At 39.6% G+C, this 25,249-nt stretch carries 27 protein-coding genes, 3 tRNA genes, 2 pseudogenes and 1 CRISPR repeat array; of the genes and pseudogenes, 7 read left to right on the top strand and 25 right to left on the bottom strand.

The window, feature by feature from the left end:
* Positions 1-79: 79 nt before the first annotated feature.
* Positions 80-586 carry a hypothetical protein gene (locus PR709_RS09255; protein ID WP_042116504.1) on the bottom strand — a complete coding sequence of 169 codons (507 nt, stop codon included), beginning with the start codon at positions 584-586 and terminating at the stop codon, positions 80-82.
* 129 nt (positions 587-715) lie between these two features.
* Between PR709_RS09255 and PR709_RS09250 the strand changes: the two genes are divergently transcribed.
* Positions 716-1,336, top strand: a complete 621-nt coding sequence (locus PR709_RS09250) for a tetratricopeptide repeat protein (protein ID WP_004918831.1) — start codon at positions 716-718, stop codon at positions 1,334-1,336.
* A gap of 86 nt (positions 1,337-1,422) precedes the next feature.
* Here PR709_RS09250 and PR709_RS09245 read toward each other — a convergent pair whose 3' ends face one another.
* Complete coding sequence (locus tag PR709_RS09245) at positions 1,423-1,800, bottom strand: hypothetical protein (RefSeq protein WP_004918829.1); 378 nt, start codon at positions 1,798-1,800, stop codon at positions 1,423-1,425.
* A 147-nt stretch (positions 1,801-1,947) separates the two neighbouring features.
* Positions 1,948-2,970 carry a terminase small subunit gene (locus PR709_RS09240; RefSeq protein ID WP_004918824.1) on the bottom strand — a complete coding sequence of 341 codons (1,023 nt, stop codon included), beginning with the start codon at positions 2,968-2,970 and terminating at the stop codon, positions 1,948-1,950.
* Positions 2,971-3,168: 198 nt separating this feature from the next.
* Here PR709_RS09240 and PR709_RS09235 point away from each other — a divergent pair, with 198 nt between their 5' ends.
* Complete coding sequence (locus tag PR709_RS09235) at positions 3,169-3,507, top strand: hypothetical protein (RefSeq protein ID WP_004918822.1); 339 nt, start codon at positions 3,169-3,171, stop codon at positions 3,505-3,507.
* A 5-nt stretch (positions 3,508-3,512) separates the two neighbouring features.
* On the opposite strand, the gene PR709_RS09230 is transcribed toward PR709_RS09235, so the two are convergent.
* The 5 genes from PR709_RS09230 to PR709_RS09210 all read right to left on the bottom strand — a co-directional run bounded on the left by PR709_RS09230 (position 3,513) and on the right by PR709_RS09210 (position 5,144).
* The gene (locus PR709_RS09230; protein WP_004918820.1) at positions 3,513-3,944 is read right to left on the bottom strand and encodes a lysis protein; all 432 of its coding nucleotides are present in this window, start codon (positions 3,942-3,944) and stop codon (positions 3,513-3,515) included.
* On the bottom strand, positions 3,931-4,113 hold the full coding sequence (locus PR709_RS09225) for a hypothetical protein (protein WP_004918818.1): 183 nt from the start codon (positions 4,111-4,113) through the stop codon (positions 3,931-3,933). The genes PR709_RS09230 and PR709_RS09225 overlap by 14 nt, the downstream gene beginning before the upstream one ends.
* Positions 4,095-4,565 (bottom strand): lysozyme, encoded by a 471-nt coding sequence (locus tag PR709_RS09220; protein WP_004918815.1) that lies wholly within the window; start codon positions 4,563-4,565, stop codon positions 4,095-4,097. The genes PR709_RS09225 and PR709_RS09220 overlap by 19 nt, the downstream gene beginning before the upstream one ends.
* On the bottom strand, positions 4,565-4,834 hold the full coding sequence (locus PR709_RS09215) for an HP1 family phage holin (RefSeq protein ID WP_004918813.1): 270 nt from the start codon (positions 4,832-4,834) through the stop codon (positions 4,565-4,567). Before PR709_RS09215 ends, PR709_RS09220 begins: the two co-directional genes overlap by 1 nt.
* Before the next feature lie 94 nt (positions 4,835-4,928).
* Positions 4,929-5,144 (bottom strand): hypothetical protein, encoded by a 216-nt coding sequence (locus PR709_RS09210; protein ID WP_004918811.1) that lies wholly within the window; start codon positions 5,142-5,144, stop codon positions 4,929-4,931.
* 54 nt (positions 5,145-5,198) lie between these two features.
* Here PR709_RS09210 and PR709_RS09205 point away from each other — a divergent pair, with 54 nt between their 5' ends.
* A complete protein-coding gene (locus PR709_RS09205) occupies positions 5,199-5,411 on the top strand; it encodes a hypothetical protein (RefSeq protein ID WP_004918809.1) in 213 nt (70 codons plus the stop codon).
* A 682-nt stretch (positions 5,412-6,093) separates the two neighbouring features.
* On the opposite strand, the gene PR709_RS09200 is transcribed toward PR709_RS09205, so the two are convergent.
* From PR709_RS09200 to PR709_RS09185, 4 genes and pseudogenes are all read right to left on the bottom strand, one after another.
* Positions 6,094-6,897, bottom strand: a complete 804-nt coding sequence (locus tag PR709_RS09200; RefSeq protein WP_004918805.1) for an antitermination protein — start codon at positions 6,895-6,897, stop codon at positions 6,094-6,096.
* A 44-nt stretch (positions 6,898-6,941) separates the two neighbouring features.
* Positions 6,942-7,256, bottom strand: a complete 315-nt coding sequence (locus tag PR709_RS09195; RefSeq protein ID WP_004918803.1) for a Ref family recombination enhancement nuclease — start codon at positions 7,254-7,256, stop codon at positions 6,942-6,944.
* A gap of 11 nt (positions 7,257-7,267) precedes the next feature.
* A pseudogene (locus PR709_RS09190) lies at positions 7,268-7,591 on the bottom strand (DUF1367 family protein); the annotation flags it as partial.
* A 9-nt stretch (positions 7,592-7,600) separates the two neighbouring features.
* A CRISPR array of direct repeats spans positions 7,601-7,868; the repeat unit is 28 nt; unit sequence TTTCTAAGCTGCCTATACGGCAGTGAAC.
* A 561-nt stretch (positions 7,869-8,429) separates the two neighbouring features.
* The gene (locus tag PR709_RS09185; protein ID WP_004918798.1) at positions 8,430-8,600 is read right to left on the bottom strand and encodes a hypothetical protein; all 171 of its coding nucleotides are present in this window, start codon (positions 8,598-8,600) and stop codon (positions 8,430-8,432) included.
* A 314-nt stretch (positions 8,601-8,914) separates the two neighbouring features.
* Here PR709_RS09185 and PR709_RS09180 point away from each other — a divergent pair.
* Positions 8,915-9,118 (top strand): annotated as a pseudogene (locus PR709_RS09180) (integrase); the annotation flags it as partial.
* Between the two features lie 131 nt (positions 9,119-9,249).
* On the opposite strand, the gene PR709_RS09175 reads toward PR709_RS09180, so the two are convergent.
* From PR709_RS09175 to PR709_RS09115, 13 genes are all read right to left on the bottom strand, one after another.
* Positions 9,250-9,336: transfer RNA gene (locus tag PR709_RS09175), tRNA-Leu, on the bottom strand.
* A gap of 7 nt (positions 9,337-9,343) precedes the next feature.
* A tRNA-Cys gene (locus PR709_RS09170) sits at positions 9,344-9,417 on the bottom strand.
* Positions 9,418-9,442: 25 nt separating this feature from the next.
* Positions 9,443-9,518 (bottom strand) — tRNA-Gly (locus PR709_RS09165).
* A 164-nt stretch (positions 9,519-9,682) separates the two neighbouring features.
* A complete protein-coding gene (pgsA, locus tag PR709_RS09160; protein WP_014658106.1) occupies positions 9,683-10,231 on the bottom strand; it encodes a CDP-diacylglycerol--glycerol-3-phosphate 3-phosphatidyltransferase in 549 nt (182 codons plus the stop codon).
* Positions 10,232-10,288: 57 nt separating this feature from the next.
* Positions 10,289-12,121, bottom strand: a complete 1,833-nt coding sequence (gene uvrC / locus PR709_RS09155) for an excinuclease ABC subunit UvrC (RefSeq protein WP_004918794.1) — start codon at positions 12,119-12,121, stop codon at positions 10,289-10,291.
* On the bottom strand, positions 12,088-12,774 hold the full coding sequence (locus PR709_RS09150; RefSeq protein WP_004918792.1) for a LuxR C-terminal-related transcriptional regulator: 687 nt from the start codon (positions 12,772-12,774) through the stop codon (positions 12,088-12,090). The genes uvrC and PR709_RS09150 overlap by 34 nt, the downstream gene beginning before the upstream one ends.
* A 221-nt stretch (positions 12,775-12,995) precedes the next feature.
* Positions 12,996-14,228 carry a peptidase T gene (gene pepT / locus PR709_RS09145; RefSeq protein WP_004918790.1) on the bottom strand — a complete coding sequence of 411 codons (1,233 nt, stop codon included), beginning with the start codon at positions 14,226-14,228 and terminating at the stop codon, positions 12,996-12,998.
* 35 nt (positions 14,229-14,263) lie between these two features.
* Positions 14,264-15,817 (bottom strand): AbgT family transporter, encoded by a 1,554-nt coding sequence (locus PR709_RS09140; protein ID WP_014658104.1) that lies wholly within the window; start codon positions 15,815-15,817, stop codon positions 14,264-14,266.
* A 294-nt stretch (positions 15,818-16,111) separates the two neighbouring features.
* Positions 16,112-16,528: a phosphate-starvation-inducible protein PsiE gene (psiE, locus tag PR709_RS09135; RefSeq protein WP_014658103.1), complete on the bottom strand. Its 417-nt coding sequence runs from the start codon at positions 16,526-16,528 to the stop codon at positions 16,112-16,114.
* 208 nt (positions 16,529-16,736) lie between these two features.
* The gene (locus PR709_RS09130; protein ID WP_004918784.1) at positions 16,737-17,141 is read right to left on the bottom strand and encodes a GFA family protein; all 405 of its coding nucleotides are present in this window, start codon (positions 17,139-17,141) and stop codon (positions 16,737-16,739) included.
* A gap of 73 nt (positions 17,142-17,214) precedes the next feature.
* Entirely contained in the window at positions 17,215-17,481 is a 267-nt protein-coding gene (locus PR709_RS09125) for a hypothetical protein (protein WP_014658102.1), read from the bottom strand.
* 201 nt (positions 17,482-17,682) lie between these two features.
* The gene (locus tag PR709_RS09120; protein ID WP_272570869.1) at positions 17,683-19,155 is read right to left on the bottom strand and encodes a DUF3999 family protein; all 1,473 of its coding nucleotides are present in this window, start codon (positions 19,153-19,155) and stop codon (positions 17,683-17,685) included.
* A complete protein-coding gene (locus tag PR709_RS09115) occupies positions 19,142-21,931 on the bottom strand; it encodes a DUF2339 domain-containing protein (RefSeq protein WP_272570868.1) in 2,790 nt (929 codons plus the stop codon). Before PR709_RS09115 ends, PR709_RS09120 begins: the two co-directional genes overlap by 14 nt.
* 557 nt (positions 21,932-22,488) lie before the next feature.
* Here PR709_RS09115 and PR709_RS09110 point away from each other — a divergent pair.
* The 3 genes from PR709_RS09110 to PR709_RS09100 all read left to right on the top strand — a co-directional run bounded on the left by PR709_RS09110 (position 22,489) and on the right by PR709_RS09100 (position 25,192).
* Positions 22,489-23,412, top strand: coding sequence for an AEC family transporter (locus PR709_RS09110; RefSeq protein WP_272570867.1), 924 nt, complete (start codon positions 22,489-22,491; stop codon positions 23,410-23,412).
* Between the two features lie 127 nt (positions 23,413-23,539).
* Positions 23,540-24,523 carry a class II fructose-bisphosphatase gene (gene glpX, locus PR709_RS09105; protein WP_036943782.1) on the top strand — a complete coding sequence of 328 codons (984 nt, stop codon included), beginning with the start codon at positions 23,540-23,542 and terminating at the stop codon, positions 24,521-24,523.
* Between the two features lie 180 nt (positions 24,524-24,703).
* Positions 24,704-25,192: a DUF4822 domain-containing protein gene (locus PR709_RS09100; protein WP_014658099.1), complete on the top strand. Its 489-nt coding sequence runs from the start codon at positions 24,704-24,706 to the stop codon at positions 25,190-25,192.
* Positions 25,193-25,249 lie beyond the last annotated feature (57 nt).

Raw genomic sequence — 25,249 nt, 5'->3', positions numbered from 1 at the left:
CACCGGAATCAACAACGTGACTTGATGCTTAAATGCAATTTATTATTTATTGTTCCATTCCGCCAGCTTTTCTCTGCTACTATTTAGGGGTTGAAATATCTTGTCGGGAGTTGGTTGTCGCAGAGAGTGAAGCATCTACTAAAGTGGGTCGCTCAAGGAAAGCGGTTTCATCGACAATATAAAAACTCGCACGATCTCCCCACACAATACCATCACCACACTCATCTGATATGATTGAGTAAGTATAAGGGAATTTAATTCTCATGTGAGGTGCGTCTTTAGCCCTATCCCAACCGAAACAAAATTCAGCCGGTAGATAAGACATAAAAATACGCGCTTTTTCTAACAACGATTTAGGCACACCAATTTTATCGACGTACTCTTCTTTACAGCTACCAATGCCTACGCTGATGCCACGATTAAAATTACATACTGTGCAAGCCAATCCTACAGTTAACCAACTCATTCCCATATCACGTTTTTTTTCCGTAACGCCTGGCTCCTGTGATTTCCATCGCTCCATTCGCCATTCAAACACCTGCGTATAGCCAGGATTTTTAAAATCAAATGGAAATGGGATTGGCATAGTAAATTTCTTATCGTCATTACGCACTGCAAATCAAGCACCCATAATTAGTTAAAATCGATTGATAAGCTTAAAAATATCACTTAAGTTAGATAGAATAAATATAATCTTATAAGGAAATAAATTACGATGAACAAACTCGCTCTTTCGCTAATAATATCATATTGTTTTACCATTCCGTTCGCTCACTCCAAACCATTCAACTACGATGGGACTTATGGCTCCGGCCTCGTCGCATTTACAGTTGTTAGCTTGCAAACTGCTATTGAAGGAACACCGGAATCTTACTACTTGCTCGGTGGCGCTTATGAATTTGGTATCGGGACAGATGTTAATATGACCGCAGCAATTAAAGCATTTGAAAAAGCCGCAGATTTGGGTTCTCTAAAAGCATTAGAGAAGCTTGGTTATATATACCACTACAGTAAGAACTACCCACATGACTACCAAAAAGCTTTTAATTATTACGAACTAGCAATCAAGAGAAACTCAGCTGAAGCATACTATGGTTTAGGCACTCTTTTCTTACATGGTAAAGGTGTTGATCAAGACGCTATCATAGCAGAACGTTACATTCGCAAGTCTGCTGAGGCTGGCTTTCCTGAGGCACAACTAGCTTTATCAATATTTTATGACCGAGGTTTTGTGGTTCCCAAAGATAAAAAGATGGCAAACTATTGGTCTAATAAAGCAGAAAAACAAGGCGTCTCTTTTTCTACAAGGCAAATGGAATATTCTATTCAAAAGTAACTAATTTGACATAATGGGTCTTATCTACACCCAAAATGTAAGAGCCATTATGTTAAATAGAATGATAATTGACATAATTATCCTGCTTATAGCCCAGGATATAATTGGCCCTCGTCAGCTAAATAAACCTGCGTTAAATACCACCGACCATCCTGAAAAATTAAATGATATTCATGAATAGGTGAATAACCATCTGGTACTAGATATTGCGTTGTGACAACGGCAATATTGTTAGTGTTCTTTACTGACAATATTTTCTCTTTGTTGGGGTCATGGCTTGATTCAGAGCCAAATGCAATAGGCTCTCCTACAAAATCAGGTAATGTATATTTAGTTAATAGTGTACGCCACGCTTTACCCGCTAAATCCATATACTCGTTAGGCTTAGAGTCTCTAAGACTAAATGCCTGATCATTCCATGTAATCCTGTTGAAACTGTCTAACCAAAATTTCAGGTGACTCATTAAACTTGGCAACAGATTGATTCATAAATAACCCACCCAAAAAAAGAACAGAAAATAAATACAATGCATAAAATCGATATTTAGACATGTTCCCTACCTGCTCAATCCAATATTTAACTATGCCTTTATATCATAATGCCAAAAATCTTACTGCTTTGACTTTGCTCTCAATTGCATAAGTTGCTCAAAACTCAAGTGACTTAAATCGATACCTGTTGATTGAATAGGTCCACCATCAGCACCGGTTATCTCAGTCTTGTTCTTAACCATCCCTAAATGCTGTGCAACCATCTTAAGCGCATCATCTTGATTACGAGTGATCACCTCGACACCAAATTTACCCTCTTTCACGCCAGCAAATAAACGACGAGCTGAGCCGGTTAAATCTCGCGTATCATGAAAATGCGCACGACCAATACCCAAACCCTTGCATCGAGGGCAATCGGGATTAGGGTCAAGCGAATTGTCATAACCGTAACCGCCATTGTCATTTGGTATCTTTTTCTTTTTAGCCCTAGCCTCAATAACAGCGTCTCCAAACTCTATCGCATCGCGCCACTGATAATTAAATCCAAAACCCCAACAATGACGACAACACAATCGACGATATTCAGTTAGTTCATTAACGTCTGCGGTCGCAATATCCCACCACATTTTTAATACAGCATCTTGGGTTATCTCGGTTCTGCGTTCTCGCTCTGCTAGCGCGTCCGCGATTGCTCTTGAAACCTTAGCATTTCTTAGCATTCGAGTAGCATTTACATAAGCTGTATTGCCTTCGCCTTTATAACCGGCTCGCTTATATGCAGCAGCTCGATTTAAGTCGATAAGATACTCGTTAACGAATTTGACTTGTGAGTCATTAAGCCCGTAGTTGCGCACATCAAAGGTATTTTCATCATCGTGCGCACTATCTTGTTCTCTACTCTGCGCAGTTGGTATATCACTTTTGCGCACTGGCTCTTTTACGCATTTTTTCTTCTGCGAATTCGCAGTCTTATTCGCACTTTTTTTTTGCGAATTCGCACCACCATTCGCAATCTTAATGTAGCGCTTAGCAGTTGAGTATTTTAACCCTTGTTCTTCGCACCACTCTTTCGGGGATATTCCTGATTCGGCATGAGCGGCGAGGAACTGTTGTTGTAGCGTCCCCCAATCCGGTTTAGCCATCGTGTTTATCTCCTACATCTCACTAACAACATAAAATAGTGATCTATGTCTTATTTTTGAACTAAATTAACGCACTAACCTTTAACTACTAGCATGTAGCCCCAATTAAGTAAAACTGTGCTAGGAGACTAATTCACCTATCATCAATGAGCCAGCTTAGGCTGTTTTTTTTATTTAACTTAACCAAGGAAATATTTTATGAACACACCGTTTTGTCTGTCATATAACGTTAATGTACTCAATTCCCGTTACGAATCTCAAATAGACTCTTTTAGGTCTAAAATAGAAAAGCATTTATCAGAACAAGATGCTTTTTATAACGTTGGCAAAGATATTCATGTTGATACTACCATCATTGGAGAAATTGAAGCATCCGGTCTCAATGATGATGCTAGGAAAAAAAATGTAAAGGAAACTATAACTTTAGCTTTTGAATCTCTTGCTGAGGATTCTAACATTCCATCTACTGCTATTGCTGTTTTTTGTGTCGTAATGACTGGAAATATTGCGCAACCATTTACTTTTAAAGCTATCTAGATTTATTAAATATTGCATTCTAATTTAATGTAATCCTGTAAGCCAAAAATCATCTGCTCTGACTCTGCAATTCGCTCTCTGAGTAACCAATAATTTCGGATAGCGGTGTCAGTAGGTCTGGCGGTGATTGCATCATCCAAGCCGGTGGCGGTAGTGCCCTCGGCTTTTTTACAACTGGCTTTGATGTACACCCGCTCAGGATTGCGCTCAGCAGCAATACGCAACTTATCAATTTCAGCTTTTGCATTTGTTAGCTCTTGGGTATGTTTAGTGTCGAGTTCGTGAAGGGAGTTAATGCGCTTTTCGTAGTTTTGAATACTATCAATCAATTCAGCATTTTCTTTTTTCAGTAGCTTGTTGCTATCGTGAACAGTAACAACCCACCAGCCCATTCCTACAACCATAATGAATAGCCAGAATGATTTATCGAATTTCATAATTAACTTGCCTGCCCTTATAATGGTCGATAGCTTTTTGACAACGCTTTTCTAAGCTAGCCTTATCAATGCCGCATGTGTTATCTGTCATACGGTAAGCGCCAAAAGCAATAATTGATATCGCGAGTAGCATAAAGAAAATTACAGCTACTATAGGTTTCCATGACATATAGCAGCCTCCGCTTCTCGACGGTTTACAAGTCCACGCCATACCTTTCCACCAGCATAAACCCATTTTTTTAACTCTTCACAAGCTCCGTATTGATCACCTGCATTTAGCTTTTTAAGCATCGTTGACTTAGCGAATGCGCCAGTACCAACATTAAATGCAAATGAATACAGTGCGGCTTTGGTATGTTCACTTACAGGAACTTTAACTAGGCGATCTACCTGAAGTTTAGTTCTCATAAAATCAAGCTCTAACAGCTCATTGCATTCTTCTTTTGAATAAACTTTGTTGGGAACAATGTCCTTTCCTGTATGCCCATAGCAAACTGTTAAAACCCCACCCACATCTTCATACGGCTCATACCTAACACCTTCAAAATACGCAATCACTGTTAACGCGATAGCCGAAGCCCCTGCACCAACAAGCACAGTTAATTTTTGTTTGAGTGACATTAGATATCCTTTGGTGCTTTCGCCATAAGTTCGGCGGCTTTTCGAGCAGTAGCTGACGGGTTTAGAGGGTCGGTTTTGTTAACCAGTTCTTCAAATAATCGAGTTCGCTTTCTCTGTTCTCGCCTATTCATAAAGAAAGTAGCGAGACCAAGGATGATGCTAAACGCCATCCCGATAATAAAGCCCCACTCATAAAGCGATAAGCTTGCAAAGAATGCTGTGAGCCCAGCACTACCGTAGGCTGCGTTGCTATATTTATCCATACGCATGATTTCACCCCCTACGGAGTGCCCGAATTTAGTGAATAAAAAAAGGCCACCGAAGTGACCTGATATTTGAAATAAAGTTATTTGAGCGTTTTATCTAAGAAACTGCACCCCAAATAAAATCATCACTTTGCAATTTATGAGATCCATAATGCACCTCATAGTCTGCGCCTAATAGCTCAACTTGCTGTTTCGCCTGCTCTTCAGTTGCATAAACACCACTTAAATGCCATGGTGCATACTTAACTACTCCCCAACCCAAAACCCATCCTTTGTTATCTGGATCTGGGACTAAATTACTATCTACAAACATTTCTATCTCCTTTGTTGGGTACCCAGAGATAGATTATTGTATTTGAGAGCTAAAATGAAGATAGAGGACTTTATCAACAAATATTTTGGCGGAAATAAATCAGAGTTTGCAAGGGCCAATAATGTATTTAGACAACAAGTCAATAAATGGGTAAAAACTGGCTGCATCATTTTCGAAGGAATTCGATACAGCCCAAGAGGTTCAGTTGTTATGAACAAAAATAATAGGGCAAATGTGGAAACTATGACTACTGGAATAAAGGGCTGATTTAGTTCAGCCGGACTGTTACGCGCTACCGTAACCTTATAGCAAGGGATTCAGTTGTTCGGAATAACCGCATATGTGAAATTTAACTTAATAGTTTTACGTACGATAATGTTTTCAAATGCTTAAGTTACATGAACTATCCGGAAATTCCGGAGAATTGAACTTGTAAGGGTTACTTACACGTTGGAATTTGTGTTGATGCATGATAGAACATAGAAACCTAACTTAAATGGAATTCACTATGTATCATGACTTGGAACGCTTTTTAACTTGGATGTCTACTTTAGGATTTATATTACCTATCATAGCTTTTTATTTCATGAGAGGTGCTCGAAGTGAGTCGCTCGCAACAATGACATTAAAACTATTTCTGGGAATTATAATCATTGCATCAGTGTGCTTATTTTCTTGGCTGAACGGAGCGAATGCCATTCGTTTCTCTTAACATATCAGATTGAATTGAAGTGGATTAAAAGAAAAGGACATTAGATGATGTTTTGGTCGACGGATATCTGGTGTCCCTAATCACACAACTCTCCAAAATGAAGAGTGTGTATATAAAAAACCCCGCAATTGCGAGGTCTTGAATTGGTTTAATGCGACTAGGTATAGAATGTCCATTATTAGAAAATAATAAGTCAGTTCCGGACAAAATGCAAACTTTACTGTTTATTTGATCAGTTCATTTAATTACCTTGCTAAATGCTTGCTCTGCGGCACTCTCTTCAATAAAACACTTATTCGTCAACTTTTCATAGAATGGCTTCCAATTTCTACGCCACGTTCTTTCGTTAAGGTCTGGTACTAAATGCTTTATTGCATTAAATGCTACTGACGACGGCACACGGCTGAAACCTCTACCTTCACAGCGAGGACAATCTTTAAATACGGGGGCGCCTTGTAATTTTGTTTGTTCTTCATCAAGTACCTTACCCCTCCCTTTACAACGGCAGCGATGTGTTAATTGGCCTTTACCATTGCATGATTCACAAATCACTTTTTCAGTTTCCACGACATCGCGTTCCGTATTGGTATATCGCTTGGGTTGGCTCTTGGAGAATGACGGAAAAATAGCCTCCCTTGTAGAGTACTTTGTTGTGATGACTTTTTTATCAATCATCCCTTTACCACTACACGCTGAACACTGACAAACCGACCCCGCTGAACGGGCATAATCTTCAAATGCCATCTTGGCCAGAATAATTAAGCAACAACCCAATTCCTTACCCGCGGCTTTACGAACTAGTTTAGGTGCTACTTTAAGTGCATATTGGGTCAGCGCCTCTACTGTAGAAAATTTATCTTCTTCGCTGATATCATTCTTCGCTAGAAAGGCTGTCATACCGAACTTAGCTTGTGATTCAGTCATCCCCATAGCTGCCATGATATCTGTTCCCGTTATTCGGTCAGGAGATGTACAACCTGCTACATTACCGAATGTAGGTGACTTAGGGTGAAAGTTTTTAAGTGTATTTTCGAGTTTCATTGGTTCACCACCTATTACACATCAACAATATTTTTTAATGGCTATCAGATACGACATGCGCGCAGCTCCATAACTTCTCTTTTGGTTTGCTCAAGTAGTTCGATCTCGGTACCGTGAATTTCTTGCCATATTTTTGGAGCCGCATGAAAGCCGGTATCATAGCTAGCACGGTGGTGAGGCGGGCATAACGGCAATACATCTTTATGGCTAGCTCGTTGCGCCATACCCTGCCCTGTTCGTGTATGATGGATTTCCGCAGGAGTTGCCCCATATCCCATGTTTCTACAACAAACACAGCCAAGTTCGGCTACATCTGATAACCACTGCTTCTCTTCTTTGATCTTCGATTTTTGGATCATTGGTCTTGCCTCTAGGTAAAATCCAATAGCTGGCCAGCTGCATTTTCAGCAGCTTGTTGGGTGGGAAATTTACGGAATAGAATGAAGTTCCAGAGCACATCGAGAGTTGATTTGTAGAGTTCGCCAAAGGCTAGATCATCCATTTTTGCAAAGCTAATTGATTTAGCGACACGGCGTAGGCTACCGTCTGGCATTTCAAAAGCATCAAAGGATTTGGTTGCTGGGATATTGTGAGCGCGTTTTTGTGCTACACCGTCTAAATAAACATCTGTAGCTGACTGGAGGGCATCATCATTATCGGTGTAGTAAGCAAGGAATTTAACGTAAACACGCACTGCTATCTGTTTCTAAGCTGCCTATACGGCAGTGAACACTTAAAATCAGCATGAACATGACCGTTATCGTTTCTAAGCTGCCTATACGGCAGTGAACCCAACACTAAATCACGAATGGTTTGTGTATCATTTCTAAGCTGCCTATACGGCAGTGAACTGGAACAGATTATTGCTAGGCACCATAGAGAATTTCTAAGCTGCCTATACGGCAGTGAACATGCCGATAAAATTCATCCTGAACCAGCAACATTTCTAAGCTGCCTATACGGCAGTGAACTATAAATTATCATGAAAAAAACCATGTTCAACAATAAATTACATCTGATTTTATGAAAAATACCTTCTATATTTCAGTGATTCTTAACACATTGATTTTTAATCAATAAATTTCAAGTGAAAAAATAAAGGGTAAAAAAGAGGAAAACAGTGCATCTTCTATACCCATCAAAATTAATAGTGACACGTTAAATTTGAACTATCTGTGAGACTTTGTGACATCAATTTTAGCCCGTGTCACCCATGAGTTACCCAGCATTTATGAGCCTCACTTAAATAACTATCAGTAGCTGATCATTACCTCCCTTACACATTTTTTATTCAGCGCTACCGAGCGGACACAATGAACAGCCATCAATGCTCACATAAAAAGATAGTTGGCTACGTTGTACTGCTCCCTGCCTGACCTACATATTACGCACTTTCTTGGGAGAATCTCTAATCCCTGTTCACCAAGAAATAACTCTATCTTAGTCACACCTAATTCCTTTTGTCGTTTGCGTTTTTCTATTTTACGTTATGCGGCTTTTGCCATTAGTCCCGTTTCTTCATTTTAACTACACTAATGCACGGAACAAAAACGTTCAATAGATAGCTCATCGACCCTAGCGCCACCTAAATTTGCCAAAAATGCTATTGTTGAAAGCACATCTTTTTCGCTTGTTGCGACAAAAAGAGTTATGAAAGATTGTTGGTTCCATAAACCACTTGCTTTATAAACCGATTTTTTCATTTTCACTCCAACTAACTACATTCAATAACCTGATGACAAAACGGCTTTATATCCTCTACAAGGTACATAGTTATATGATGGGAGCGATTTTATTTTTTCCAAGTATGTCAGTTTCATACTTTCATTACTCACAAATATTTTAGTCTGCCTCTGAAAAACGCCCAATGTACCTCAGGTGCCTTTTTAATCTTACCAGCACTCGCTCTCTGTCTATTTTCTATTTTGATGCAGTGCTCGTCAGCAAGACGTCTTGCTGCTGAAAAAGATCAACTCATGAAAGCAGGTATTTATATTAAGCAAGCTAAAAACAGGTAAAAGCTAAAGAGGAAGCTGTAAAAAAATTTCCTTATTTAGATTTTAATTTTACGTTTCATGATTTGAAGGCCAAAGGAATATCTGATCTGGAAGGAACGCTGAGTGAGAAACAAAATATTTCTGGCCATAAAACACCATCACAGACTGCACGATATGATCGAAAAGTAGTAATCGTTCCAACGGTCGGAGGGCAAAAGCGTTAGTGAATGGGGGAGTTAGTAGCGAAAGTTAATAGCGAAATAATAGCGAAAGGTGATTTCAGTCACAAAAAAAGCCACCTAAAAGGTGGCTTCTTTCTTTCCCTAACTCGTTGATATTCAACTGAGTTTTTATTTGGTGCCCAGGGCGGGACTTGAACCCGCACAGCCTAAAGGCCGAGGGATTTTAAATCCCTTGTGTCTACCGATTTCACCACCTGGGCTGAATTTTGGAGGCGCGTCCCGGAGTCGAACCGAGCTACACGGATTTGCAATCCGGTGCATAACCGCTTTGCTAACGCGCCTTCTTCTCAATCTCTTACTGAGATTTGGAGCGGGAAACGAGACTCGAACTCGCGACCCCGACCTTGGCAAGGTCGTGCTCTACCAACTGAGCTATTCCCGCCTTTCAGCTTTCGCTTTTCAAACTGGCTGATTTACTTATTTTTTTTCGTAAACCTCGTTGCCGTTCGATGCGTTGCATTCTACTGATTTCACATTTTGAGTCAACACAAATATTTAAAAAAATCACTCAAAACCGTTCGTTCGCTGTTTTTTCAATCATTTCGATCAAGCTTCGCTCAAATCTGACCATGCTGCCTTCAAATATTGATACATTGACCAGAACGTTAAGATAGCTGCAACATACAATAATGCGATAGCAAGATTCTCAATAAGCAAATTTGGACGCCACAATAACCCAACTAAAGAGATCATTTGGGCTGTTGTCTTAAATTTACCAATCCATGACACGGCAACACTACTTCTTTTGCCTATCTCAGCCATCCATTCTCTTAACGAAGAAATAATAATTTCACGAGCGATCATCGTCGCGGCGGGTAAAGTGACATACCAAACATCAAAACTTTCCGTAACAAGCACTAATGCTGTTGCCACCATCACCTTATCGGCAACAGGATCTAGGAATGCCCCAAACTTGGTTGTTTGCTTCCATAACCTTGCTAAATAGCCATCAAACCAATCTGTTACTGCCGCAATAACGAAAATTAATGCGCAAACAAAAGGCCCCCAACTGACTGGTAAATAAAAAGCCAGCACAAAAAACGGTATCAGAATGACTCGGAACAGGGTCAACCACGTAGGAATATTTAATTTCATCATGCTCAGTAACTTTTTGACCAAATTGGATTTAATAAGTATGGTGCCTTAAGACACCTACTGTTTCAATGCATTATAAATCTTTTCTGCCAACGCGTATGAGATCGAGGGCACTTTTGCTATCTCTTCTATACTTGCATTTTTCAGCGGCTGTAAGCCCCCCATATATTTTAGTAGCATTTGACGACGTTTGGGTCCTACACCTTCAATAGATTCGAGCGCGCTGGTATTTTTAACCTTTGCTCTACGCTGGCGGTGGCCTGTAATCGCATGATTATGTGATTCGTCTCGTATATGTTGGATCACATGCAGTGCAGGTGAATCAGGCGGCAACGCAACCCCTTCCCCTTCTGGCTTAAAGAATAGCGTCTCTAACCCTGCTTTACGGTCACTCCCTTTTGCAACCCCAATTAACAATGGTCGATTTTTATCCCAATCCACATCCAGAGAATTAAACACATCTTTTGCTTGGCCTAATTGCCCTTTCCCCCCATCAATAAAAATAATGTCAGGCACTTTACTCTCATCAATATGCTTACCATAGCGGCGAGTAAGAACCTGATGCATCGCAGCATAATCGTCACCTGGGGTGATCCCCGTAATGTTATAGCGCCGATACTCCGACTTCACTGGACCATTTTTATCGAAAACAACACAAGATGCGACGGTTTGTTCCCCCATCGTATGGGAAATATCAAAGCACTCCATTCGAGCGATTGAATCCAACCCAACTGTTTTCGCTAATGATGACATCCGTTGATGGATTGTGGACTGCTGTGCAAGCTTGGTTAATAACGCGGTTGATGCATTCGTCCGTGCCAGTTTCAGATAACGCGCCCTTGCACCACGAGGTTGAGTTTGAATTTGAATTTTACGCCCAGCGATATGCGATAGTGAGTCAGCCAGCAATGTTTTCTCAGGTAACGCAAAATCTAACAGGATCTCTCCGGGCAATGTTCGATTTTCACTTCCTTGTAAATAGAACTGCCCAAGAAAAGTTTGCACCACTTCTTCAAGTAATGTGTCAGCCGGTATTTTAGGATAATAACTCCGGCTTCCTAACACTTTCCCCTGCCGTATAAACAACACATGAATACAAGCAAGCCCTGCCTCGAATGCTACACCAATCACATCAAGGTCATCGCTATCACCTGAAACAAATTGTTGCTCTGTTACCGCCCTCACCGCTTGAATTTGATCGCGAAACCGTGCCGCTTCTTCAAAACGTAACGCTTGACTGGCCTTTTCCATCCGTTCAATCAAGCCAGTTAATACTTGCTGATCTTTACCTGTTAAAAATAAACGAACGTAATTAACTTGTTGTTCATACTCTTCATCGCTCACTAATCCCTTAACACAAGGGCCTAAACAACGCCCGATTTGGTATTGTAGGCACGGCCTTGAACGATTTTTGTAGACGCTATCTTCACATTGTCGGATAGGAAATAGCTTTTGCATCAAAGCCAATGTTTCCCTTACTGCATAAGAGTTAGGAAATGGCCCAAAATATTCACCTTTCGCATGCTTAGCACCACGGTGCATCGATAATCTTGGATGCGTTTCTTTACTCAGAAAGATATAAGGATAGGATTTGTCATCACGCAGTAAGACGTTATAGCGAGGCTGATAAAGCTTGATATAGTTGTGTTCGAGTAATAGCGCCTCTGTTTCTGTGTGTGTAACCGTGACGTCAATGGAGGCGATATTTTTCACTAACTGTTCAGTTTTTCGGCTGCTGACGTTAGTACGGAAATAACTGGAAAGTCGTTTTTTTAAATCTTTTGCTTTACCGACATAAATAACCGTTCCCCCAGCATCATACATTCGATAGACGCCGGGTTGGTTGGTCACTGTCTTTAAGAAAGCTTTTGGTTCAAACTGTTCTGACACCCTAATAAACCCTGTTTGGCTACAATTAACCCATAGCTAATGGCAATATGGGTTAATTCTACATCACTACGGATATTAAGTTTACCAAACATTCGATATCGATAGGTATTTACTGTTTTAGGGCTTAAATTTAGCACCTGTGCTATCTGTTTTGTGGGGATCCCTTGGGTGATAAGCAACATGATTTCTAACTCACGCGTTGACAATAACTCATAGAGATCGGTCTGTTCATGCTGATTAATACGTTTTAAAGCAATAGATTGCGCAATGTCTGGTGAGATAATTTTGCTGCGCGCATTGACCACCTGTATAGCTTCTAAGAATTCATTTACTTCAATTTTGGCACTTAGTATACCTTGGATCCCAAGATCGAGCGCTTTGAGTAAGAATGAATAATGAGCGTGGATATTATAAATAATAATACCAACATCAGGCTGTGTTCGTCTTAGCGTTTGTAGCGCCTTTAATGATTCAAATTGGCAGTTATCGTTATTAATTAAGATAATGCTGGCTTTTTGTTGCCGATTCCAGGAGATGGCTTGTTCGATTAAAGGAAATGAAGCCACAATATGACATCGTTTGTGTCGGCTAAAAATAGCCTCAAGCCCACGAATTAATATATTATTATTATCAATAATTATAATATTAATCATCTTTCTCTCTATATTTTATGACGACTCACCCATACAAACCTCCATAAATAGCAATTTTACGAAATAAAATATAGTCTTTTCGTTTCGTGATTAACTGATTGCTTTATTATTCTACGAATCAATACATGCTAAAAATAACGTCAAAAAAGCGATATCCTTTTAAAATAAAATAGCCATGCAAATACATGGCTATGTCATTATTATGAATAGAAACTAATTGGTTATTTCTGACCGACTAAACGGCAGATACTCTCTGATACCAAATAGCTTTTCTCAAACGAGCTGAGAGGCAAGAATTCAAATCGCGAGTGGAAATTTAATGCGCCTGTAAAGTAATTCGGCGTTAAAATTCCTCTAGCAGAGAGTGCAGAACCATCTGTGCCCCCTCGCATAGGGATCACTTTAGGCTCAACATTTTGAATTTTTAATGCTTCAAAAATTAAATCGATAGCCGTACGGTCATCACCGAGCGAATCACTGATATTGCTGTACACATCTTCGATTTTAAAATCAATTTTTGCTCTCGGATGGCGCGCTCGGATCAATTCAATCGCTTCACCGATATAACGTTTACGAGCTTCATAGCTGTTTCGGTCAAAATCGCGGATCGCCATTTTGATTTTTGCATTATCGGGATTTGCGACTAAATCAGTCACATAGAAATAACCTTCGCGCTGCTCGGTATGTTCAGGAGTATCAAAACGGTCAAAACAGCCGATAAAATCATGTGCGACACGAATAGGATTCAATAGTACATTTTTTGCCGACATAGGATGAGCCGTCACCCCTTTAATTGTCACCTCAATTGACGCTGCATTAAAGGTTTCATACACCACTTCCCCGAGGTCACAACAGTCAATGGTGTAGGCAAAATCTACTTTGAAGCGAGATAGGTCCATGATTTTTGAGCCACGTAACCCTATTTCTTCATCAGGAACAAAGGCAATATAGATATCACCGCAATCAAAATCTGCCTGTTGCAGCTTATCCATTAACTCCATAACCACGGTAACCGCGGCCTTGTTGTCCGCACCGAGTACGCTCGTTCCGTCACTAAAGATAATCTCTTCACCGATATAAGGGGCCGCTTCTGGGTGCTCTGACGCTTTAAACCAAATATCTTCTTGGGCATTCAAACACAGATCTTTGCCTTCATATTTAAGTGTTTGAGGCTTAATAACTGGCGATAGACCAACATCGACCGTATCTAAATGGGTGACAAAACCGATTTTAGGTGCTGAAGGTTTATTGCCCGGACGTATAGCATAAAGAATTGCATGTTCATCGATATAAATCTCTTTTAGGCCATAACTTTCTAGCTCTTTTGCCAGCAATTTCGCTAAATCACGTTGCCCTTCTGTACTCGGCACAACCGTTGCCGCTGCATCACTTTGACTTTCGATTGCAAGATAGCGAAAAAAACGTTGTTCGAGCTGTTTACCTAATTTATTCATTTTTCTTGTTCCTTTTACTCAATCCAACAACTGACTTATGGTGTTGGCTGCCATGTATAACCACTGTCAAATCCAATTGGAATATCGAATGCCCAGAAGAGGTATAGCGTTGCGGTCAATGTGATCAACAGACCCACCGTAAACGGTATCATCATGGAGCAAAGAGTACCAATTCCTGCATTTTTGTAATATTTCTGACAATACATCAGGATCAACGGATAGAATGGGAACATGGGGGTACTGACGTTCATTGCCGAATCACTGACTCGGAAGGCCGCTTGGGTAAGTTCCGGAGAGATGCCGACCGCCATCAACATTGGCACAAGTACAGGAGCCATGATCGCCCACTTAGACGTGGCTGAGGTGATCATAATATTTAATATTGCAGTCAGTAGAATGACACCAAAAACAGTCAATCCTGAAGGCATATCAAGGGTACGCAGTAATTCCGCACCAGATAACGCTAATAATGTACCTAGATTCGAATGTTGGAACGAATATAAGAATTGCGCGGCAAAGAAAGCGAAGACAATAAAGGGGATCAGTGACTTAGTAATATTTTCCATCGCTTTCACCACATCTTTCGTAGAGGTGAAAGATTTAGTCATATAGCCGTACACGATGCCGGGCAACGCAAAGAAAATAAACAGCAGTGGCACAACGATTTGCATGATAGGCGCTTTCGGGCTAGTTAAGCTGCCATCTGGACCACGTAATAATGAGTTTTCCGGCCATAATAAGGCAAACAGACCCGCTGCCAAAGCCAGCACGACAAGACCCGATACGCGAAACGCTCTATTTTCTAATGGCGTGATCTTACCGAGGTCCTGATCGGCATCGGTATCCACATCTTTGGTGGTAATTGGGCAGTTTTTATTTAACCATGGCTCAACAATTTTTTCGGTAATAAACCAGCAAGTAAAAATAACACCAAATGTGCCACCAAGGCTAAAGAAGTAATTACACAGTACGTTAACGCTATAGCCAGGAGCCATCATTTGCGCAGCATCTTGTGTGAAGCTTTGCATAATAGGATCGATGATAGAAGGCGTATAACTTGCAGTAAATCCGCCCGCTAATCCTGCGAATGCAGCCGCAATACCCGCTAATGGATGGCGACCACTCGCGTAAAACATCATTGCAGCGACAGGCATCAAAATAACGTAAGCAGAGTCAGAAGCAATATGGGAAACAATCCCCACGAACACTACCGTTGGCGTCAACATTTTCGGAGTGATAAACGAGAGCATTTTTTTCAGCGCAGTATTGATAAAACCGCTGCTTTCAGCAATCCCTATCCCCAATGTTGCAACTATTGTTATTCCAAGAGGAGGGAAATTAATAAAATTTTTCACTGCCGCTGTGATGAATAATATGATTTCCTCATAGTTAAACATATTAATGACAGTGATTTTTTCTTTCGACACTGGATGGTAATAATTAAAATCTACAAATGAAAGTAAATAAGATAAAAACCAACAGATTATCAAGGCATAAATAAACAGCATTGTAACGTCAGGCATCACGTTACCGATACGTTCAACACGGTTTAAGAAGCCCTTTTTTTTAGGGAGTGTATTTGTTGTCATATTTGCAAGTACTTAAGTTATTAGAGTAATAAACTTTTACACACTAAATAACGATTTATGAAAAGTAAAATACTTTCTTTCGATTATTTAACAGGATAAACCAGTTGTGATGACTTGCATTAAGATAATTTATCATTATAAATTATCTTAATTATTTAAACTCAGCAGGAATATGCTTTTGTTAGGGATAACTTCTCAGATTTCGCAAATTAACGATTATTTTTTATTAATCAAAAGATAAGAAAAAGGAATGAATAACATTCCTTTTTTACCATTAATTTTTTTTGAAATATTCTACTCTCGTTTTAGTTTTTCGGTATTGGCGATATAAAGGGCAACCACTAAGACTAAAATTGCAGCAGAATGAAGTAGTGTCGTCAGTGGATCGCTGTGATCAACAATAATTAAACGTATTACAGCCGTAATGCCGATATAGATAAAATACCTTAATGGAAAATGGTAACCAGACAAAAAATACTTAGTAATCAGTGCAATAAACTCGAAATAGAGGAAGTAAATCACAATTCCTTCTAATAGTTCATATGCTGTTGCTTCCTTTTGCCCACTAAACATTAAGGAGGCCATGGTGTACGTTTCTTTTGCTAAAAAGAAAACCAGTACAATCGCTAATGCGATCAAGCCAATATTTAATACCCATTGCAAAACCCACGCAATATTACTGGCGTGCCGCATATTTCTCATACTATTCATTCGTTATATTCCCTAGATAGTGATGCATATTGATATGGTAAGCTTGCGTGCACTTCCCCGCATCAAATGCACAGAATTAAATCGCCTTCTATAAAAGGTTATAAGTCTTTTAGGTTATTGTAATTCATATTTAGGGTATTAACATTATGGAAGCAAAATAAAATAGATTAAATTTAACTAAGCCAGCAACGGCTGGCTCTCAAACCTTTTATTTAGCCATTAGCTTCATAATATCTTGTTCTGTCAGCATGGGTGTTTTTTCAATAAAGTTGTAGTACTTAGGTTTACTCTCAACAAATATTTGCATGGCCATCTCTGCATGCTGACTTTCTTCAAATAAAGCCGCAGAAACATAGTAAGAAGACGGTGAATGCAGATGATAAAATAGATGCGTTCCGCACCGTTGGCAAAATGCGCGTTCACCCCATTGTGATGAGGCAAAACGCGTCACCGCCTCTTCCCCTTCAATAACGACATCATCATGGCAATCAACACTAAAGCCTGGACCACCATTCCAACGTTGACACATACCGCAATGACAAACACTTATTTTATCGATAGGCTGATGGGTACTAATTTTTACAGCGCCGCAGAGGCATTGCCCTTGATACATGGTATTTCCTTTTGATGATTCACGTTAGTTTAGTGCTCACTATAAGATGAGACACGATAAAAATACAAGGTGATCATTGCTTGTCACCAATTCGGAATTGGCGACCATTAAAGCGGCGATCTGTTGTTGTTTCAGTCAGCTCTACACGCCTTACCTCGGCTTGCTCACGCATTGATTCTATATCACCAAGATCTTGCATCTTATTTTGTTTCAATGGATGTTCTATTTTCACATTAACCTGCTCGTATGAAGTGACCGTTTCTGCCGCCTCAGCAAATAATGACGCGCTGGTTAGCAATGCGATAGCAATAAATAACTTTGAAAAAAAACGTGTTCTCATTGAAATTCCCTCCTGCTCAACCTTCGTTTTAGCGCAATACCATGTCAAAAAATAGTACCGACAAGTAATCATTTGGGGAATTTTGTAAATTTTTTAATAGCAAAATATGCCTTTTCTATAAAGGCGCTGTACGGTCGCTTATCACAATAGGGAGAACGTTTTCCCCCTATTAGCGATAAGGATTTTCGAAAGGAAGTTAATTTATTCTGATGACTTTGCATTCACTTCTTTTAATAGATACCAGCAGAAATACAGCAATACGATGATCCCTACCCCAAGTAGCACCCATAACGTGATAGTCATCCAGTCAAATTCATTTATCACAAAGTCATTTGATGTTAATTGCTCTTCACCACCCAGCTCAATAATCTCTTCGGGCACATACAATTTAGGATAACGATGCATTAATTCATCGATTGTTAGTGGTTGACCAAGTAACTCTTGGTAGCTGATATTATCAATACCGGCAAGCTGGCTCCCCCAAACTAATAGATAAGGCGATGCTCCTTGTACGTTGAACATTAAATTAACGGCATCGCGTTTCCCTTCAATATATGGTGGTTTATCATCCCAGCTGCCTTTTAATGCAGTAATTCTGAGTTTTTTAACCATTAAATCATTTAATACCAACTCCGGATTGCGGATTTCTTGGCCATTTTGTATTTGGTTATAGGCCACTATATTTGTTAGTGGTAGCCATTCTTCTCCAGAAGTAGAGGTATATTCAATGTGTAAAGGCAACACGCGGTTTGCTTGCCGCAATTGGATCACAATCGCACTTAAAGGCTGTGGCGAGGGTAAACGATATATTAATTGGTTTAGTGACACCCCTTCATTATTGGTAATAAAGTGGCAGGTCTCTTGCCGCCTTGTTGAATGAACAACCATAGAGGTCCCTTGCGCCATTGTTAAATCAGGGATCTTCGTCTCTTTAGCTGCCACAATAATGACCATCAAATAAGGGGCTCTTAGCGCAACGTAATGCCCTTCTAATAACTTAATTGTATTGCTATAAATCCCCCCAGAGTTTGAATTCAAACTCATGACAGGCTGATAAGCAGAAATATTCACCCAATCCTGTTTATTATCGCTAGCATAAATAAACACTTTCCCTTGCCAATCTTGTTGATTATTCATCCACTGCAAAGAAAGTGTCTGAATCGGAAAATCTTCTTGATTATTATTTTGTCGCGTTAATAGATAAGATTGATATACCGCATCTTTGGCTTGCTGCATTGCGGGCAATTCTATGCGTGTTAGCTTACTTGGTTGCGTTTCAATCAAAAGATATTGTTGATCGTCGTGTGTTTCTTCTTTCGAATTGACTTGGTCTGCACGAATAATTAGTCGCTGCAAAGCAAAGCTAACTTGTGAAATTTTACGCCTCTCTTCTGTATCATAAAATAAAGCCGATGGAACCTCCTGACCTGTTCCATTAAACACTCTGACATCTTGTAATGTTTGAGGATATGCAGAGTTGATATAGGCTTCAGAAGGAAGCTCAAGCCAAGCAAACGAACTATTATCGCTAGAATATTTCAATTCTATGCCCTGATAAAAGTCATAGGGCGTTAATGCTTTTTGCTCTTGTGCATGCACGAAGCTAGACAATAAAAATGAAAAAGAAAGATAAACGAAAATCAGCCACTTCCCTTTGCTTTTAGTTAGCTTCATCTTCAACCTCATTAGTTCCTTTATGTTGGGCTGTTTTTGGTGGCAGTGGTGAAAAATACCCCACCACTAAAATCAACACCGCGACAACAATAAAGCTTATTGCACGAGATAAGCCATCCTGCCCATAAATATCGACTAAGAATAATTTAGCAATAACACAAGCAAATATTCCTGCCCCCAAGAACCAGCTCATACGGTTTTGTTTAATGCTGGCAAAAATCATAAAGCCTAAAGCGACTAGTGACCAACTAATAGAGAGGACAGTTTGGACTAATCGAGAATTAAAGAGCGCATCGACATTCCAATTAATTTCAGCAAAATCGGAGATGATCCTGATGATTATGCCATTAAACCATACCCCACTCAGAACGATAGCCGAAAAGCCTAGTCCCCTAATGATCCAAAGGTCAAATTCCCTAATTTTCTTTAATTTTTGTATTAGCCCACGACGCATTAATAATAATGAAGCAATGCTAAATAAACCGGCTTCATCCAATGGGTTGATCAGTGGAACATAATTCCAGAATGTCAGTTTCCCATCTTCAAAATTAGCAATAAATGAGAGGCCGATTAAAACAACAATAACAGGTAAAAAACTATACCAATAAATTATACCGTTGCGTTTCATTGGCGGCATTTTTTGGCTTTGCAACCAATACATCACTAAAATTGTTAGGGTTATCGCCATCACATAGATAAAGTAACCAAGCTCATTCATTCCCCAAGGTAAAATGGCGACAAACCAATTCACTTGTGTCGCAATAAACGCCAAGATCAGCCAAAACGTTGCACCGTGTAATATACGTTGCAGCCAAATATTACGCGCTTTCTGAGCATGTATCACAAATAAAATCGAACTACCTAACATCACTGGCCAAATCAGAGAGCCATCTCCTCTCCCCATTGGGTTTTGGTCATTAATAAAATCCAAGGCCAGATAGTAATAGCCAATTAGCCAAATAAACGATTGGCATAACAATAAAGGCACCCAATCAGTCTTAATGGCTAACATGCGCCATAGCCAAGCGGAAATAATGACTAATGCCATGATGATGAAGCTTTCAGACTCACCGCTCCAAGATAATATGTCGGTGATAACAGGGAGCCATACAATCCAAATCATCAAGCCAAGAATTAAGAAAGCATAGCTAAGCACTTTGTAATTTTCTGATGTGCCACGTTTTACGTGAAATATCGCACCGGCACTGAAACAAGCCGCCAATAAGACAGGCACCAAATAAGTACTTGTACGGCTCCATATATTGAAGGAAAAACCAGCTAATAAGATCAAGGCACTCACTGAAATAAGCCATGGCCCAATTACGATTAGTTTTTTATTTTGCTGAGAGAAGCCATAGTACAGTAATAATAACCCTTCGACAGACCAAAGAATTGATGTCCATTCATAGGTGAGCGCCAGTGGTATTGCCAACGTAACGAACCCAATACCAATGATAATATTGCCTAATGCTAAATTTTTCCCCACCACAGCATAGCGTTTATGGATCCTTAACCCAGCGAGTAAATAAAGTAAACCGAGTAATAGTGCCGAAAATGCTGGCGCAAAGCTGATTTGCCAAGAAATTGCACACTGCATTGCCATACTAATAAAAGGTGGAACAAGCAGTAATGTATAGTCGACAACTAATTGCTTCTCGTGTGGGTAACGTAATGCAAATAATTGTGTTAACACATTAAACACAATTAAGTTAGCAATCAGAAACAGTTGGCTAGAAACATAATAGTCAATTTGATAATACTGTACTCCCCATAATAGTGCGACTGCATAGGTCATGAACATGCCAACTAAATTAAGTGGGCGCCATGCTTGCCATACACTAATCACTAAAATGGCGATTGATAACATTAAATAGTAGGAAAAGAGCAGAATATGATTTCCGCCACCAGTAGATAGCAAAATAGGCGCTAAATACCCGCCTAACGAGGCTAAAACAGCCAAACTGATCGCTCGTTGTAACAATGCAAGCAAAATACTGGCTGCACAAATCAAGATCATTGCAACGAATGCCATACTATAAGGTAGCATTGTATACAGTTTAAAAGCGGCAAAAACGGTAATGTAAAAACAGCCTATTGAGCCACCTTGTAAGATCAAGGCAAATAAAGACTTTTTATGGCGTAAATACCATCCCACACCAAGTAAAACTAAACAAGCTACTGCGCTCGCTATCAGGCGTACTTGTGGTGATAGCATGTTGTTTTGAATACTGAATTTCAGTAAATAAGCGATACCAAAAAACAGCAAAAGAATACCAATTTTTGCTAGTGGGTTCCCTTTCCAAATCCAACTAAAAAAGTGACTAAATAGAGGGACTACCTCATTATTTTGGTCACTCACTTTATTGTTTGAAGGATGATCAACGTTGTTTGAAGGTTGAACAACGCGATTAACATCCACTGTTGGTTGGAATTGCTGTTGAGGCACTTCTTCTGTTACTTGGGAGTTTAAGACGGGTGGAGCCGTAGGCAAAGGCTCCAACTCATTAGAATAATAAGAGAGCTCTTCCGAGGCGCTTTGATATTGTTGTGGTTTTTCAGAGGCAACAATCGTTTCTGGAGGGCTCAGCTCCGTTTGCTGATTAATCTCCCTATCTTGATAGCGCTTTAGCGTTTGCTCTAATGATAGAATACGTTGATTTTGCTGGAATAATTGGTATTTCACTCGCTGGGCAAAAACTATTGCGATAATCGCAAGTATAGGTGAAACAGCTGCTAAAATAGCAATTATTAACCCTATCAGTATCAAGCCATCCACAAATAGCTTTCCCTCATCTTTAAACCTACGATTAAAAAATTTGCAAAAAAAGCGTATTCCTCTCTTCGCCTAGTGTAGATAGCATTCTAGCTATTGCCAAGCTGCTGTAATAAATTATTACAAATTAAAGTGCTCGCTAGGTTATGCCTAAAAACGGTGACTCAAAAAGAGTTTGTCCTACAAGCCAACACGCTATTACTCTTATTAAGAGGAACCATAAAATAGCCTTTTTTGCTAATGTAATACGCTTATTGACTATTTTTTATCTCTCTTGATTCTCTGTAACTCTTTTTTTTGTTTTCATTGATGTTATTTAATAAAAACTCATCTTTTTTTCGCCTTTCTTTATAAATTTATGTTATTTATATGTTTACATTATTAAAAAATAAATACGCATTAATAATGTAAGAAAGAGTATCAATAAAAGAAGTATATACAAAATAATTTAGATTGCATATAAATAGTTTTATTTCGATACTCAAATTAGGATTAATCGATTCCATCAATCGCAGCTTAAATATGCTGGAAATATTTTTATTTCATATTATGAGGACATTATGCTGTTACATATAATAATGGCTGCACTTGGACCAATCATCCTCGGTTTAGCGGTCGGGTGGCTATCCGGGAAATATGGTTTTATAAAACGTGAGTATTCACAAGCGTTTGCAGACTTTGTGGTTAAAATTGCGCTACCTTTTGCTTTATTTCTTGCCGCTGCACAAGCGCCACCTTCCGTACTGCTAAATATTGATTATCTATTAGCGTTGGCGGTTGGTTTAATCGCTTCTTATATTATTGGCTTCGTGGTTGGTAAGTTATTCTTTCGTCATAATAAGAAAGATGCAGCAATGCAAGCCTTATCGGTTTCCTTCCCTGATATGGCTTACTGTGGGCCACCTGTTTTATTAGCAACGGTCGGGTCGTCCGGTCTTATTGCGATGGTGTTGGGAAATTTAATTTATACCATTATTATTATTCCTTTTACCCTGTTGCTTATTAGTGGCAGACAACAGAATAATGGTATTTTAAAATCGATCGGCAAAGCGATTGCACAGCCATTAGTTTTCTTACCTATATTAGGGGCGCTATTAGCCATATTTGGCGTTAAATTACCTGAAATTTTGCAAAATTCGGTCAACGAATTAGGTAAAACCGCTGGTGGTGTCGCGCTGTTTTTCCTTGGCTTATTACTTTCAGGTATTAAGCTAAAAATCAGTGTTGAGATTGTGTTCAACGTCTTTGTGAAAAACTTTTTGCAAGCCGCATTAATACTAGGAACGGGTATTGCATTGGGGCTACAGGGCGATATGTTAAAAGCAGCCTTTATTATCGGTATTTTACCAACAGCAACGGCGGTACCGGCACTGGCTATCAGTAATAAAGCTTACACGGACACCTCCGCTAGCACAGTTTTACTCAGTACATTAGCCTCCCTCATCTCAATTATTGGCGGTATTACTATCGTCGAAATGCTCTAACCTACTCAGCAGGCTAGCATTAGCCTGCTTTTCCTTCCTGATTTTGTTCACCGATTATTTGCCATAGAGATCACAAAAAAAGTATCATATCTATATATGATTTCTTTTCGCATTCAGGGAATAAATAATGAAAATTAGCGATGAATTAGCTTATGCAATCGCTTCCGTTACAGAGGTTGCGGCATTAGCCGCGCATAATTGGGTAGGTAAACAAGATAAAAACGCAGCAGATAAAGCCGCCGTTGAAGCCATGCGTAACCGCCTAAATGAATTAGATTTTCACGGTCAAGTCGTGATCGGTGAAGGTGAAATTGACGATGCGCCCATGTTATATATTGGAGAGCAAGTGGGTAATCCCTCAGCGAAACAGAAATTAGATATCGCTGTTGATCCTATTGATGGTACTCGTATGGTCGCCTGTAATGAGCACAATGCCATTGCGGTTTTAGCGGCAGCGCCAACGGGTACCCTGTTACAGGCTCCAGATATGTATATGGAAAAATTGGTTGTCGGTTACGAAGCCAAAGGTACAGTACATCTCAATAATCCATTAGAAAAAAATCTTGAAAACCTCTCCTCAGCACTGAATAAACCGATAGCTCATTTATCAATTGCTATGCTTGATAAGCCACGCCATCAACATATCATGCAAACAATTCGCAATTTTGGTGCGAATGTCATTGCAATCCCTGATGGCGATGTTTTAGCTTCCTTATTAGCTATCTTACCTGAACATCCTATTGATATGATGTATGGTATTGGCGGTGCACCTGAAGGAATTATTAGTGCCGCCATTGCACGTGCTTTAGGTGGTGATATGCAAGCTCGTTTAGTCTCTCGTACTCAAGCTAAAGGAGATAATGCACAAAATAGACTCTTAGCTGAGCAAGAGGCAGCGCGCTGCCGCCAAATGGGCGTGAATATTGGGGAAATTCTCACATTAGACTCAATGGTGAGTAGTAATGATGTCATGTTTGCAGCAACAGCCATTACCCCCACAGTGTTAATGGATGGCATCGCGCATCATGCCCACAGTTACACCTCGAATACGCTGCTAATTAATGGTCATAACCGTTCGTTAAAGATTATTAATAACCGACATTTCCATTAATCTCATCTGATCGAACTGGTATTAAACCTACCAGTTCTTTTTCAAAGCGTCTTTGTAAATCTACTTAGTTCGACGACATAATTGGCAATAATTTTCACCTTCACATTTTGACATTATTCTTCTAGGTTATAGAAGGATATTTTTTAATCATCTGTATCATGATCTAATAATGGAGTATTTATGAAATTGAAACTTTTTATCGCCACAGCCGTCGCTCTGTCAACCCTGTCTGCTTTTACAGCTCAAGCTAACTCAAATGCTAACGCTAGCACTACGTTTTCAGCGTCTGTCGCGAAAAAACTCAATAGCTATGAGGATATCATGGTAGGTAAAGTCTGGGTAACCACAGAAGCGCTTGATCAAGATAACAAGCAAGTTGACCCAGCCAATGAACAAGTTGCCAATTTCTTTGGACTTGCCGAATACTTTCCAGATGGCACATTTAAAATGATGACGCCAGAAGGTAAGCCAAAAATGCAGGGTGACTGGTCATTTAGTGACGATGGTAAAAGCCGCTCAATTACCGCGAAAAATGATAAAGGTGAAGTGCTATTTACCCGCGTAGTTGAAAACATCACCGTGACGCCGGAAGAATATACTTATCGTATTTATCCAACACCGGATGATAAATCAAAATACGTTGATATTGTGCATAAAGTGAAAAACTAATTGCCCCAATATGCGGTTGTTCCCTTGCATGGTATTACAACAACATATTCCTGACCC

The sequence above is a fragment of the Providencia sp. PROV267 genome (assembly GCF_028477825.1).
Lineage (GTDB): Bacteria > Pseudomonadota > Gammaproteobacteria > Enterobacterales > Enterobacteriaceae > Providencia > Providencia stuartii.
Note: the sequence above shows the minus strand (reverse complement) of the source record. Positions and strands in the feature narration are given on the sequence as shown.